Genomic DNA, 14,153 nt, shown 5'->3' with positions numbered 1-14,153 from the left:
GCAGGGGGACCGAGAATGGACGACGCAGGTCAGCAGCCGGCTGGTAGCCAGTCGCACGACCCCGACTTCCCTGAACGGTTCATCCAGTTCATGCGGACCGGTTGGCGCGACTCGTCCCTCGACACGGCACCGCGGGTCGAGGCCCCCAACCACGCCAAACGCCGTGCGGACCTCTCCGCGGCCTTCCCGGGCGAGACGCTGGTCATCCCGACCGGGGTCGAGTCGGTGCGCAGCAACGACACCAACAACCCGTTCCGGCCCGGCACCGAGCACGTGTGGCTCACCGGCGAGCACGACCCGGATGCGGTACTGCTGATGCGCCCGACGGACAGCGGCCACGAGGCCACGCTGTTCATCCGCCCCCGCTCGCCGCGCGACACCGACGAGTTCTTCCGCGACCGCAACCACGGTGAGCTGTGGATCGGCCGCCGGCACACCCTCGCCGAGAAGTCGACCGAGCTCCAGCTGAACACCGCGCACCTCGACGACCTGGCGGCCGCGCTCGACGACTGCGCGCCGGGCCGCACGCGGGTGCTGCGCGGCTTCGACGCCTCGGTCGACGCCCGGGTCCGCGCGACCGAGCCGGAGCGCGACGGGGAGCTGGCCCAGGTGCTCTCCGAGCTGCGCCTGGTGAAGGACGCGTGGGAGCTCGAGCAGTTGCAGGACGCGGTCGACGCGACCGTCCGCGGCTTCGAGGACGTCGCCCGGATCCTGCCGGCGGACCGGCCGGTCAGCGAGCGGCTCATCGAGGGCGTCTTCGGGCTGCGCGCCCGCCACGACGGCAACACGGTCGGCTACGGCTCGATCGTGGGCAACGGCGCCCATGCGGCGATCCTGCACTGGATGCGCAACGACGGCCGGACCCGCCCGGGCGACCTGCTGCTCATGGACATGGGCGTGGAGAACCGCAACCTCTACACGGCCGACGTCACGCGGACCGTCCCCGTGTCCGGCACCTTCTCCCCGCTGCAGCGCCAGGTCTACGAGATCGTGTACCGCTCGCAGCAGGCCGGCATCGACGTGGTCCGCCCCGGTGTCGGGTTCGACGACGTGCACCAGACCTGCATGCGGGTGCTCGCCGAGGGCCTCGCCGACCTGGGGGTGCTGCCGGTCAGCGTGGACGAGGCGATGGACCCGTCGTCCATCCTGTACCGGCGGTGGACCCTGCACGGGTTCGGCCACATGCTCGGCCTCGACGTGCACGACTGCGCCTCGGCCCGCAAGGAGAAGTACCGCGAGGGCACCCTCGAGGCCGGCTACGTGCTGACCGTCGAGCCCGGCCTGTATTTCCAGCCCGAGGACGAGCTGGTCCCGGCCGAGCTGCACGGCATCGGCGTGCGCATCGAGGACGACGTGCTGGTGACTCCGACCGGCGCGCAGGTGCTCTCCGCGGGCCTGCCGCGCGCCGCCGGCGAGGTCGAGTCGTGGCTGGCCGCGCAGCGGGAGGCCGGTCCGCGTCTGCCCTGATCTCGGTCGGATGCCCGACAATGGGCGTGTGATCCACCTCGCAGAAGCGACCATGCGCCCATGAGTGGTGTTCTCGTCGCGCTCGGCGTCGTCGCCGTACTCGTGATTCTGGTCTTGGTCTGGTTCGTGTCGGCCTACAACGGGCTGGTCAAGGCACGCAACCAGGTCGAGGCATCGTGGGCGCAGATCGACGTGCAGCTCAAGCGTCGGCACTCGCTCATCCCCAACCTCGTCGAGACGGTGAAGGGCTACGCCGCGCACGAGCGCGGCACGCTCGATGCCGTCATCACCGCGCGTAACGTCGCCGTGCAGGTGGCGCCGCAGGGCCCGGACCGTCAGGCGGAGGCCGAGGGCATGCTCACGCAGGCGCTCGGGCGCATCTTCGCGCTCGCCGAGGCGTATCCGGACCTCAAGGCCAACCAGAACTTCCTGCAATTGCAGGCGGAGCTGGGCAACACCGAGGAGAAGATCGCGTACGCGCGGCAGTTCTACAACAGCGCGATCCAGACGTACAACCAGAAAATCCAGACCCTGCCGACCAACGTCGTCGCCGGGATCGGCGGGTTCCGTCCGAAGCCGTACTTCGAGGCTTCGGGCGGCGAACGCGCCGACGTGAACGTCCGCTTCTGATGCCGGCGGTGTCTCCGGCGCTGCTGGTCGAGGTCGCGATCGGGGTCGCCGGGCTGGCGATCTGGTTCGCGGCGTTCTGGGCCGCGCTGCTGTTCACCAGGCCGCGGCCGATCGCGCCGGCGCCGCCGACACAGGACTTCGGCGGGCCGGAGTCGCCGGCGGTGGTCAGCCTGGTCACCGGCCGCTGGGAGCTGACCGAGGACGCCGCCGAGTCGACGCTGATCGACCTGGCGGCCCGCAAGGTCCTCGAGTTCCGGCAGCCGGGCAACGACCCGTTCCAGACCACGGTGCACGTGCGCGACGAGCAGCCGAGCGGGCTCAACCGGTACGAGTCCATGATCTTCGAAAGGGTCCGCAGGCTGTCGGTCGACGGCATGGTCCCGCTCACCGCGCTCACCTTCCGTGACAGCTCGCAGGCGTCGGCGTGGACCAAGCGGCTCAACGCCGCGGTCGTCGCCGACGCCCGCTCGCGGGGCCTGTCGCGGCGGCGCTTCTCACCCACGATCGTGACCGCGCTCACCATCATCGCCGCGGTCCCGTCGCTCGCGATCGGGCTGGCGATCTACCTCAACACGCGGCGCACCGGCGAGGACGGCGGCGCCGCGTTCGCGGCGATCTTCTTCGTCTGGTTCGCGCTCGGGTTCCTCGCCGGCAAGTCGCGCGGCGAGCGCGACACGCCCCTCGGGCGGGAGGTCGCCGCCCGCTGGCTCGGCCTGAAGACCTTCCTCCGCGCGCACGAGAGCTTCGCCGACCTGCCCCCGGCCGCCGTGGCCGTCTGGGACCGGTACCTCTCCTACGGCGACGCGGTCGGCGCCACCCGCGTGTGCAGCGCGGTCATCGACCTCGGCATGGGCAACCGCAAGCGGGTGTGGTCCTCGTTCGCGCCTGGGCTGGGCCAGCTGGGCGCAGTTGCGCAGGGCCAGCCTTGGCGAGGCACGTGGCACCGGGTGCGGGTCAGATACCCGAGATTTTTCCCGCGGTACGGGCAGAAAGCGGTACGGCTGATCCTGAAGGCGGTCGCCGCGCTGGCCTTCGTCGCGCTGGTCGTCCGGTTCGACACGGTCGCCTTCGACGCGGTCCCGTCGAGCATCACGAGCTGGGTCACGCTCGCGATCCGGGCGCTGTTCCTCGCGCCGCTGTTCTACGGCGGCTACACGCTCATCGCCACGATCGTCGACCTGCTCACCCCGGTCACGGTCACCGGCGAGGCGCTGTGGGTCGAGGTGTGGAAGAGCACCAGCGGCAACGACAGCAAGCCGTCCGTGCCGTGGCTGCACTACCTGGCGGTGGACGACGGGCGCTCGGACCGTACCGTCGCCTGGGCCTGCCCTTCCGACCTCGCCCGCCGGGCGAGCGCCGGCGACGTGGTCACGTTCACCGCCCGGCGCTGGACCCGGCGGATCCTGACCCTCCAGGTGGTGGAGTCGAGCCGCAGCCGCGCCCTGGCGTCGCTGGGTTCCTCGGCCGACGAGGACACCGAGAAGCTGATCCTGCGGGCGATGGACACCGGGCACGGCGGCGCGCAGGCGCTCGCGACGGCCGTCCACACGGCGGAGATCGCCCCGGGGCAGCTGCTCACCGCCGACGAGGTGGGCCGGGTGCTCGGCGCACCAGCCGCACTGCACGACCCCGGCCAGGCGATGGCGATCGGGCCCGTGGCCCTCGCCTTATTCCGGACCGTCGCCGGATCCTCACTGTCGGTGAGCGTCGCGACCGGTGCGACCGCGGCGGAGCTGGCGATCCGGGTCCACCGGGGTGGCACGGCGGTGCCGGGCGTCGGCGACGAGGCCTACACGTCGGGCGGGTGGGCGGTCGCCCGGCGCGGCGCGACGGTGGTGCGGCTCGAGCAGCGCGGGCCGGGGCCGGTCCACCAGCCGTACCTGATCTGGCTGCTCGGCCAGGCGGTGTCCCGCCTCACTTGAGTGCCCCGGTCGTTGGGTAAGAGGATCGGGTCACGAGAGTCCAGCACAAGGAGAGTGCGCATGTCCGACCGTCCGCGCCCGCCGTCGCCGTACGACTTCCTTCCCGCGGTGCCGGCGTTCACGCTGAGCAGCGAAGACCTGACCGACGGCGGCACGCTGCCCGACGCGCAGGTCTACGAGCGCGGCAACACCTCACCTCACCTCGCCTGGTCGGGATTCCCGGCGCAGACGAGGAGCTTCGCGGTGACCTGCTACGACCCGGACGCGCCGACCGGCGGCGGGTTCTGGCACTGGCTGGTGCTCAACCTCCCGGCCAGCCTCACCGAGCTGCCCACCGGCGCCGGCACCGGCGACAAGGACGGCCTGCCCGACGAGGCGATCCACTACAAGAACGACTACGGCACCCGCGACTTCGGCGGCGCCGCACCGCCCAAGTCCGACGCTCCCCACCGGTACTTCTTCGTGGTCCACGCCCTCGACGTCGAGTCGCTGGACGTGGACGCCGGGGCCAGCCCCAACGTGGTCGGCTTCAACGTGACGGGTCACACCCTGGCCCGGGCGATCCTGGTGTCCGAGTTCGGCTTCTAGCCCGCCACCCGCGGCACAACACGCGATCTTGGAGTTGTGGTCCCTGCTATATCCGCTTTTGTCGGAAAAGTCAGGGACCACAACTCCAAGATCGCCGCCGGGAGCACGCCGCCCGGGAGGGCGCCGCCGGGAGGGCGCCGCCGGGAGCACGCCGCCGGGAGCACGCCGCCGGGAGGGCAAGCCGTTTGCAAGGAGTGCGAAGCATGCTGGTGTGGTGAGTGCACTGATGCTGATCCGCCGCCTACCTCCCGGCCGGGAGGCCGTGGCCCGCCGGGTTGTCGCCGAGTGGAAGGACGAGCCCGCTTGGCAGGGGGTCGCCGACGGCGGCAGCGTCGAGTGGTGGGAGCTGGTCGACCCGGCCGGCGACGACGACCAGCCCGCGGCGGGGCTCGCCGCCGTGCAGACCGCCGGCGCCACCGCCCATCTGGTCTACTTCGCGACCCCGCCCGGCCACCGCGACCGAGCGGCTCAGTTGCTGATCGCCCTGGTGGATGCCCTGCGGGCAACTCCGGCACGCAGGCTCGTGGCGGCGCCACCGGCGGCCGGCCGAGACATCCCCGACGTTCTGCGCCTGGCGGGGTTCCAGCCGCTTCCGGACGGCCAGGAGGCCGTGGACCTCTAGGGGTGGGCGTTCAAGAGCTCTGGGCCGTCGGGGTCAGGAACTCCAGGCGGTTGCCGTGCGGGTCGTGCGTGTGGAAGCGCCGGTAGCCGGGCAGTTCGTCGCTCCACGTCACCTCATGACCGGCGGCGGCCAGGCGCTCGGCCAGCCCGTCCAGGTCGGGCCACAGCATGCCCGGGTGCGCCTTGCGGGCCGGGGCGAACGGCGTCTCGACGCCGAGGTGCAGCTCCAGGCCGTACCCCTTGAACCAGCACCCTCCCCGGGGCGCCAGTGCGGGTGGTTTCGGGGTCTCGGTGAGGCCCAGCAGACCGGCGTAGAACGCGCGGGAGACCGGCTCGGAGCCGGCCGGGCAGGCGAGTTGCACGTGATGCAGCATGCCCACAGCGTGATACACGACTTGCCTCTTTAACAAGACGGACGTACGGTTTTCTTGTCGAAAACAACCCCCGCGGCCCGGTCACCGTGCCGCTGCGGAAGACTGGCCGAGAAACACCCGCCTGATTCTGAGGAGTACGCCGTGGCGAGCCTCGACACATTCGGAGCACGTAGCCAGCTGAGCGTCGGCGACGCCAGCTACGAAATCTTCAAGATCGGTAAGGTCGAGGGCGCCGACCGGCTGCCGTACAGCCTGAAGATCTTGCTGGAAAACCTGCTGCGCACCGAGGACGGCGCGAACATCACCGCCGACCACATCCGTGCCCTCGGCGCCTGGGACGCCACCGCGGAGCCCAGCGTCGAGATCCAGTTCACCCCCGCGCGGGTGCTGATGCAGGACTTCACCGGCGTGCCGTGCGTGGTCGACCTCGCCACGATGCGTGAGGCCGTTGTGGAGCTGGGCGGCGACCCGACCCGGGTCAACCCGCTCGCCCCGGCCGAGCTCGTCATCGACCACTCCGTCATCGCCGACCTGTTCGGCCGCCCCGATGCCTTCGAGCGCAACGTCGAGCTGGAGTACGGGCGAAACAAGGAGCGCTACCAGTTCCTGCGCTGGGGCCAGACCGCGTTCAACGAGTTCAAGGTCGTCCCGCCCGGCACCGGCATCGTGCACCAGGTCAACATCGAATACCTGGCGCGTGTGGTCATGCCGCGCAACGGCCAGGCCTACCCTGACACGGTCGTCGGCACCGACTCGCACACCACGATGGTCAACGGCCTCGGTGTGGTCGGCTGGGGCGTCGGTGGCATCGAGGCCGAGGCCGCGATGCTCGGCCAGCCGGTGTCGATGCTGATCCCGCGGGTCGTCGGCTTCAAGCTCTCGGGTGAGCTGCCGGAGGGTACGACCGCCACCGACCTGGTGCTGGTCATCACCGAGATGCTGCGCAAGCACGGCGTGGTCGGCAAGTTCGTCGAGTTCTACGGCCCCGGCGTGAGCGCGGTGCCGCTCGCGAACCGCGCGACGATCGGCAACATGAGCCCGGAGTACGGGTCGACCGTGGCGATCTTCCCGATCGACGACGAGACCATCAAGTACCTCCGGCTCACCGGCCGCGACGAGGCGCAGGTCGCCCTGGTCGAGTCCTACGCCAAGGAGCAGGGTCTGTGGCACGACCCGGCCGCCGAGCCCGACTACTCGGAGCGGCTGGAGCTCGACCTCTCCACGATCGAGCCGTCGCTGGCCGGCCCGAAGCGCCCGCAGGACCGCGTGCCGCTGAAGAGCGCGAAGCCGCTGTTCCGCTCGGCCCTCGGCGACTACGTCTCCTCCGACGGTGTCGAGGGGCCCACCGACGAGGCGAGCGCCGAGTCGTTCCCCGCCAGCGACCCGCCGGCCAACGAGCTGAGCACCAACGGCGACAAGCCGCACGACCTCGTCTCCGCCGCGCGCGGCGCCGACGGCCGGCCGTCCAACCCGGTGAGCGTGGAAGACTTCGAGCTCGACCACGGCGCCGTTGTCATCGCCGCGATCACGTCCTGCACCAACACGTCCAACCCGCAGGTCATGATCGGCGCGGCGCTGCTGGCCCGCAACGCCGTCGAGAAGGGCCTGAGCCGCAAGCCGTGGGTGAAGTCGACCCTGGCGCCGGGCTCGAAGGTCGTCACGGACTACTACGACCGGGCGGGCCTCACGCCGTACCTCGACAAGCTCGGCTTCAACCTGGTCGGCTACGGCTGCACGACCTGCATCGGCAACTCCGGCCCGCTGCCGGAGGCGATCAGCGCCGCGGTCAACGAGCACGACCTCAGCGTGGTGTCGGTGCTGTCCGGCAACCGCAACTTCGAGGGCCGCATCAACCCCGACGTGAAGATGAACTACCTGGCCTCCCCGCCGCTGGTGGTCGCCTACGCGCTCGCCGGCACGATGGACATCGACCTGACCAGCGACCCGCTGGGCACGGGCTCCGACGGCCAGCCGGTGTACCTGCGGGACATCTGGCCCAGCACGAAGGAGATCGAGGACACGATCGCCACGGCGATCGGCAGCGACCTGTTCTCCAGCCGCTACGCGGACGTGTTCGCCGGTGACGAGCAGTGGCGCTCGCTGCCCACCCCGACCGGCGACACCTTCGAGTGGGCCTCCGACTCCACCTACGTGCGCAAGCCCCCGTATTTCGAGGGCATGGCCACCTCACCGGCCCCGGTCGGCGACATCGGCGGCGCCCGTGTCCTGGCCAAGCTCGGCGACTCGGTGACCACCGACCACATCTCGCCGGCCGGCTCGATCAAGGCCGACTCCCCCGCCGGCAAGTACCTCGCCGGGCACGGGGTCGACCGTAAGGACTTCAACTCGTACGGTTCCCGCCGGGGCAACCACGAGGTGATGATCCGCGGCACGTTCGCCAACATCCGCCTGCGCAACCAGCTCGCGCCGGGCACCGAGGGCGGCGTGACGGTCAACCACCTGACGGGTGAGCAGACGACGATCTACGACGCGTCGGTGGCCTACACCGAGGCGGGCGTGCCGCTGCTGATCCTGGCCGGCAAGGAGTACGGTTCGGGATCGTCGCGCGACTGGGCGGCCAAGGGCACCGCGCTGCTGGGCGTTCGCACGGTCATCGCCGAGTCGTACGAGCGGATCCACCGCTCGAACCTCATCGGCATGGGTGTGCTGCCGTTGCAGTTCCCGCAGGGCGAGTCGGCGGACTCGCTGGGCCTGACCGGCACGGAGACCTTCACCGTCACCGGCGTCGAGCAGCTCAACGAGGGCACCACCCCGCGCACGGTGAAGGTGTCGACGGACACGGGGGTCGAGTTCGACGCGGTGGTCCGCATCGACACCCCCGGCGAGGCGGACTACTACCGCCACGGCGGCATCCTGCAGTACGTCCTGCGCAAGATGATCGAGGCATAAGCCTCAGCTCCGGCCGACAAGACGGCGGGCCGTCCACAATGGACGGCCCGCCGTTCGTGCGTTCGCGTGTGCTACATCCGGTAGCAGTCGTAGCTGATGCCGGTCGTGTGGTAGATGCTGTTCGCCGTCACCCAGCCATAGATGCCGTCGGCATCGACGGTCCAGGGAACGCGCGTCGCCTCCAGCTTCTGGACCTGGCGCAGCGCCTCACGCGTGATCGGCCCGTATTCCCCGTCGTCGTCGACCCGGTAGGGGAAACCGATCGACTCGAGATATGAGCCGTAGCAGTATTTGAGCGACATCTGGAGGATGCGGACCCCCCACCCGGTGTGCCCGACCTGCATCCAGCAGTGCGGGTCCCGGCCGGCCGCCGGCACTTTGATGGCACCCTTCTGCAGGTAGGTGTTGCAGACCGGCACGGCGGCGCTGGCCGGCTCGGCAGCGACGAGCGCCGTCGAAAGCCCGACGACAACGGCAACCAGAACGTGCGCAATCTTGCGCATGGAACGAGACCTCCCCGCGATCGGCATACGTCGTTGTCAATATGCCAATCACCGCCACGCACGGCTGTCCCGACCGACATGTCGGACACACCCCGCCCGGGCGTCCCGAGGAGCGGTTACTTCGCGGCAGGCACCTCGAATCGCCACACCTTCCGCGTCTCCGTGTCGAACACCACGACCGCGTTATCGCTCAGCGACACGTTCGTCACGATGTCCTCGCCGTAGTCGGCCGAGCCGACGACCTTCCCGTCGCCGACGTTGACGACGGCGACCTGCCAGACCGAGCTGATCCCGCCGCGGATAGTGATCATGGCGACCCGACCACCGGCACCGGCATACGCGGTGTTCGACGGGAGGCCCCCGCCGATCACCTGCTTGGGCTTGCCGGTCGCGAGGTCGATGACGGCAGGCTTGCCGGCGGAGGTGAACGCACCGGTGCCCAGGACGAACTGCCCGTCCAGCACGTATCCGCGGGGTTCGTCCCCGGTGTTGATCGTCCACTTCTCGGTGCCGAAGGCGACGTCCACCGCGTTCAGCCGATATTTCAGGCTCTGCTCACCGACGACACAGACCAGCTTCTCGCCGCACGGCCTGAAGTCAGCGATCTTGATGCCGGCGGGCGTCTTGTACTCCCACGCCCTGCTGAAATCGGCCAGTTTGTAGCCAGTGATCGAGTTCGAGGCGTTCTTCGTCTTGACGATCACGATGCCGTTGTAGACCAGCCACGGGTCGCGCATATTCACTTCGATGGTCGCCGACGCCTTTACCGACCCGTTGCCGAGGTCGATCTTGCTGATCTTGTTTGAGTCCTCGAGCTGGACGGCGACGGTCGGATCGGCGGCGATCGTCTCCTGGAACGGCATCGAGCCGTTGAAGTCGATCTCATAGGACGGCACCGGGCCGACGGCGTTCGCGCCCGGCCAGACCAAGGCCGGCCGGACGGTGCGCGCGCCGTTGATGACCAGGCTGTTGATCCCGGGCCTGGACCACTTCGACTCACCGTTGCGAAGATTGACGCGGTGCAGCGCGGGCTTGGTGCCGCGGAACTCCGCGACCGCCTCCTCACCCTGGTAGAAGAGGTCGATCCGGTTGTCCCACAGCTGGGTCCAGAGCACCTTGCCCTGTTGCTTCAGGTCGAGCACCGCGCGGGCGTCCTGGTCGCCACGGCTGGCGTCGTTCCCGCCGTCGACGATCAACAAGTCACCGACGATGGTCAGATGGAGCTCCGTCGGCTCCATCGACAGGGTCTGCGCCCATTGCTGGGCGCCGGCTGTCGCATACGCGGTGACCTGTGTCTGACCCTTGAGGGTCGCCGCCGTGTAGACGGTGCCGGACCCGGCGACGGCGGTGATCGTCCCCGCCTCGGCGTAGGTCAGCACCTCTCCCCGCTTCAGGCCGTCGGCCTTCGGGTTGGTCAGATCGCCGTTCTGGTCGGTCGGGTTCGTGCCGGGTAAGCCGTCGGTCATCGCCTGGAACTGGTTGCCGATCCAGCCGAACACCTTCGTGCCGCCCCAGACGCAGGAGCCGATCAGGGCGAGCACGATGACAAGCGCGATCCACGGACCGGTGCGCCGGCGCGGCCGGACCACGACCGGCGGTGGTGCCGGCGCGAAGCCGCCCGGCTTCATCGGGGAAGCGGGTCCGCCGGGGTAACCCGGGGCGCCGGGCCCCGCGGGGCTGGGCGGCGGCGGGGCGCCGAACGGGGGTGTCGCCGGGTTGGGCCGCGGCGGTGCCCCGAACGGCGGGGCCCCGGGGCTCGCCGTGGCACCGAACGCGGCGCCCGGTCCTGCGGCACCCGGCGAGGCGGGCGCGGCGGCGAGCGGGCCCGACATGGGCGACCCCGGCTGGGCCGGCACGCTCGGCGACGACGGCTGGGCCGCGAAGGCCTGCGATCCGTAGGCCGCGGAGGAGGTCGGCATGGGAGCCGAGACCGGGAACGCGGGCGACGCGCCCGGCGAGACGGGCGTGCCGGACACCGGCCGGGACGCGGACTGCGTGTCGAACTGCTGCGGGGCCGGCCCGACGGCGAGCATGCCGCCGTAGGCGACCGGCAGCTCCGGCTGCTCGGGCACCACAGGCGCGACGCCGAAGCGGGCGTGCAGCCGGCTCGCCACGAGCGGGATCCGGCTGGAGCCGCCGACCAGGAAGATGCCGGCGAGTTGGCGCACGTCGACGCCGGCGCGCTCGAGGACGCGGCGGGTCTCGTCGACGGCGCGGTCGATCAGCGGACCCGCGACCCGCTCCAGCTCCTCGCGGGTGAGGTGCAGGGCCTCCTCGGTGCCGGGCACGTGGACCGGGGCGGAGGCGGTGCGGGACAGCATCTCCTTGGCCGCGCGCACCTCCGACCACAGCGCGCGGCGGTCGCGGTGGGCGGCCGGGCTGTCGGGGTTGGACAGCCGCTGCCACAGCTCGGGGTTGCGCAGGCTGATCAGCTGGCCGAGGTGGCCGATGAGGGCCGCGTCGATGTCGACGCCGCCGAGGTCGTCGAGGCCACCGACACCGAGCACCCGCAGGCCGTCGAACTCGCGGCGCACGACCGAGACGTCGAGGGTGCCGCCGCCGAAGTCGAAGACGGCGAGGGACTGCAGCGGGGCGATCTGCTGGCCGAGGACGCGCAGGCAGTAGGTCGCGGCGGCGATCGGCTCGTCGGCGAGGACGACCGGCCCGAGGTTGGCCGCGCGGGCCGCCTCCAGCAGCACCCCTCGCCGCTGGCCGCCCCAGTCGGCCGGGCAGGTCAGCACGGTCGAGCCGACCGGGTTGACCCCGGCCTGCAGCGACTCCTCGGCGGCCCGCCGCAGCAGCGCGGCGAGCATCTCCACGACCGTGACCTCGACGTGGCCGAGCAGCACGGAGCCTTGGTCGACGCTGCGCTTCGGATAGGGCTCGAACCGCTCCGGCGCGAGCTGGCTCAGCCGCTCGGCATCGCGACCCACCGACAGCTTGCCCTGCTCGTCGGCGTAGATGCCGGACGCCATCACGGGCGATCCGTCGAACAGCAGCGCACGCGGCGCCTCGTCGCCGCGGCGCACCACCGCGACGGTGTGGCACGTGCCCAGATCGATCGCGAGACGATGGGTCGGCCCCACGCGCGCTCACCTCCAAAGACCCCCGGATGCTACGGCAGCCCACCGACAAAACCGATCGGCGGTTTGGGGTAGACAGGAAGGCGACAACCCTAGGAGGCTCGATGCGCGCGGTGGTGTTCGACGAATACGGCGACCGGTCGGTCCTGCAGGTGCGGGAGCGCCCCGATCCGGAGCCGGGGCCGGGCCAGGTGCTCGTGCTGGTCGGGGCCAGCGGGGTCAACTTCATGGACGTGTACCAGCGCAACGGGACCTACCAGGTGCCCCTTCCCGCGGTCCTCGGCAGCGAGGGCGCCGGGACGGTGCTGAGCTTCGCCGACGACGTCGAGGGGCTCTCCCCCGGCGACCGGGTGGCCTGGACGACCGTCCCCGGCAGCCACGCGCAGCAGGCGCTGGTCCCCGCCGACCGGCTGGTGCCCGTGCCGGAGGAGATCACCACCGAGCAGGCCGCCGCGTCGATCCTGCAGGGGCTGACCGCGCACTACCTGACCCACGACTCGTACGTCGTCCGGCCCGGCTCGGCGGTCCTGGTGCACGCCGCGGCCGGTGGGATGGGCCAGCTCCTGACCCGCCTGGTCACCCACCTCGGCGGGCGGGTCGTCGCGACCGCCTCGACGCCGGAGAAGCGCGCGATCGCCGAGGCCAACGGCGCGGTCAAGGCGGTGCCGTATGCCGAAGCGCTCGACGCGGTGCGGGAGGTGACCGGGGGGACGGGCGTCGACGCCGTGTACGACGGCGTGGGCAAGGACACGTTCGACACCAGTCTGGAGGCGCTGCGCCCGCGCGGCACGCTCGTGCTCTTCGGTGCCGCGAGTGGCAAGGTGCCGCCATTCGATCCATTGCGGTTGATGGCCGGCTCCTGTTTCCTCACCCGGCCGACGCTGGGCCATTTCATCGCGGCCCGGCACGAATTGCTGGACCGCGCCGAAACACTCTTCCGCTGGATCGCCGACGGTGTCCTCGAGATCCCCGTCACAGGACGGTATCCGCTGGACACGGTGGCCGACGCTTACGCGGCGCTGGAGGGCCGCGAGAGCACCGGAAAACTCCTCATCATTCCCTGATCGCACGTTTCCCCGAATACGCGGGGCGGCCCCGCACGGAGCCGCCCCGCGCGGACCGGTCAGCGGATGCCGGCGTCGTGGAGGAGCTCCGCGATCAGGGGCTCCGGATCGATGGTCAGACCCTTCGCCGTGAACCACCGCGCCACCACGGTGACGTCCCGGGTCAGGAACTCCGCGCCCTTGGGGTTGATCACCACGTCGACGATCTGCGGCAGGTCGATGAGGACGAGCCGGTCCTGGTGGACCAGGATGTTGTACGGCGAGAGGTCCCCGTGCGCCAGACCCGCCCGGGCCAGCACCCGCAGCGCGTCGACGAGCTGGGCCCAGAGGTGCTCCAGGCTCTGCCGGTCCGGCCGGACCTGCGCCAGCCGGGGTGCGGCGGTGCCGTCCGGCTCGCCGACGAACTCCAGCATGAGCTCGGTGCCGAGCAGCTGCACCGGATAGGGCACGCTGACGCCGAGCCGCCAGAGGCTGCCCAGCGCGGCGAATTCCGCCCCGGCCCACTGGCCGGCGATCGCCTCCTTGCCGAAGGCGGTGCGGCCGGCCATTGCGCGGGTCACCCGGGACTCCCGGACCCGGCGCCCCTCCAGGTAGCCCGCGTCGCGGTGGAAGAGGCGGTGGTCGGCGGCCCGGTAACGCTTGGCGGCGAGCAGCATCCGCCGGTCGGTGCCCGGCACGGCACGCTCCACCAGGTGGACGTCGGCCTCTTTGCCGGTCTTGAGCACGCCGCGGTCGGTGTCCCTGGCGGCGAGATCGGTGATCACCCAGTCGGGGCGGGGCTCGGGCCCGTGCAGCACGCCGGGCGAGTCCCAGGACGTCCAGCCGGTGTCCTCGTCACGCTCGGGTGACTCGAACTCGGGGCGGGGCGAACGCTTTACGAAGCGTGGCTCGTCGTCGTCGAAACGGCGGCGGCGACGGGTGGGTGCGGACGAAAAATCGCTGTGGTCGCGCAACGCGAGGTCTCCAGAGTCGAGAGAAGGGAGGACGAAGG

The 14,153-nt window shown here is 70.9% G+C and carries 11 protein-coding genes; 7 read left to right on the top strand and 4 right to left on the bottom strand.

Annotated elements, in window-relative coordinates; translation table 11 throughout:
- Nucleotides 1–15: 15 nt before the first annotated feature.
- The 5 genes from Dfulv_RS09830 (at nt 16) to Dfulv_RS09810 (ending at nt 5,229) form a co-directional block, all read left to right on the top strand.
- Nucleotides 16–1,467, top strand: a complete 1,452-nt coding sequence (locus Dfulv_RS09830; RefSeq protein ID WP_259862366.1) for an aminopeptidase P family protein — start codon at nt 16–18, stop codon at nt 1,465–1,467.
- Between the two features lie 60 nt (nt 1,468–1,527).
- The gene (locus Dfulv_RS09825; RefSeq protein WP_259862365.1) at nt 1,528–2,097 is read left to right on the top strand and encodes a LemA family protein; all 570 of its coding nucleotides are present in this window, start codon (nt 1,528–1,530) and stop codon (nt 2,095–2,097) included.
- Nucleotides 2,097–4,019 (top strand): DUF2207 domain-containing protein, encoded by a 1,923-nt coding sequence (locus Dfulv_RS09820; protein WP_259862364.1) that lies wholly within the window; start codon nt 2,097–2,099, stop codon nt 4,017–4,019. Before Dfulv_RS09825 ends, Dfulv_RS09820 begins: the two co-directional genes overlap by 1 nt.
- A gap of 60 nt (nt 4,020–4,079) precedes the next feature.
- Nucleotides 4,080–4,607 carry a YbhB/YbcL family Raf kinase inhibitor-like protein gene (locus Dfulv_RS09815; RefSeq protein ID WP_259862363.1) on the top strand — a complete coding sequence of 176 codons (528 nt, stop codon included), beginning with the start codon at nt 4,080–4,082 and terminating at the stop codon, nt 4,605–4,607.
- A gap of 214 nt (nt 4,608–4,821) precedes the next feature.
- Entirely contained in the window at nt 4,822–5,229 is a 408-nt protein-coding gene (locus tag Dfulv_RS09810; protein WP_259862362.1) for a hypothetical protein, read from the top strand.
- Nucleotides 5,230–5,239: 10 nt separating this feature from the next.
- Here the strand turns inward: Dfulv_RS09810 and Dfulv_RS09805 are convergent, their stop codons facing one another.
- Nucleotides 5,240–5,602 carry a VOC family protein gene (locus Dfulv_RS09805; RefSeq protein ID WP_259862361.1) on the bottom strand — a complete coding sequence of 121 codons (363 nt, stop codon included), beginning with the start codon at nt 5,600–5,602 and terminating at the stop codon, nt 5,240–5,242.
- A gap of 141 nt (nt 5,603–5,743) precedes the next feature.
- Between Dfulv_RS09805 and Dfulv_RS09800 the strand changes: the two genes are divergently transcribed.
- Complete coding sequence (locus Dfulv_RS09800; RefSeq protein ID WP_259862359.1) at nt 5,744–8,512, top strand: aconitate hydratase; 2,769 nt, start codon at nt 5,744–5,746, stop codon at nt 8,510–8,512.
- Between the two features lie 71 nt (nt 8,513–8,583).
- On the opposite strand, the gene Dfulv_RS09795 is transcribed toward Dfulv_RS09800, so the two are convergent.
- Together Dfulv_RS09795 and Dfulv_RS09790 are read right to left on the bottom strand one after the other, a co-directional pair.
- A complete protein-coding gene (locus Dfulv_RS09795) occupies nt 8,584–9,015 on the bottom strand; it encodes a peptidoglycan-binding domain-containing protein (RefSeq protein WP_259862358.1) in 432 nt (143 codons plus the stop codon).
- Nucleotides 9,016–9,131: 116 nt separating this feature from the next.
- The gene (locus tag Dfulv_RS09790) at nt 9,132–12,101 is read right to left on the bottom strand and encodes an Hsp70 family protein (protein WP_259862356.1); all 2,970 of its coding nucleotides are present in this window, start codon (nt 12,099–12,101) and stop codon (nt 9,132–9,134) included.
- Nucleotides 12,102–12,202: 101 nt separating this feature from the next.
- Between Dfulv_RS09790 and Dfulv_RS09785 the strand changes: the two genes are divergently transcribed.
- Entirely contained in the window at nt 12,203–13,162 is a 960-nt protein-coding gene (locus Dfulv_RS09785; RefSeq protein WP_259862355.1) for a quinone oxidoreductase family protein, read from the top strand.
- Between the two features lie 59 nt (nt 13,163–13,221).
- Here Dfulv_RS09785 and Dfulv_RS09780 read toward each other — a convergent pair whose 3' ends face one another.
- Nucleotides 13,222–14,115, bottom strand: a complete 894-nt coding sequence (locus Dfulv_RS09780) for a serine protein kinase RIO (RefSeq protein ID WP_259862354.1) — start codon at nt 14,113–14,115, stop codon at nt 13,222–13,224.
- Nucleotides 14,116–14,153: the final 38 nt, after the last annotated feature.

Source organism: Dactylosporangium fulvum (assembly GCF_025137375.1).
Taxonomy (GTDB): Bacteria; Actinomycetota; Actinomycetes; order Mycobacteriales; family Micromonosporaceae; genus Dactylosporangium; species Dactylosporangium fulvum.
The sequence above is the reverse complement of the archived record's forward strand: the minus strand, read 5'-3'. Positions and strand labels throughout refer to the sequence as shown.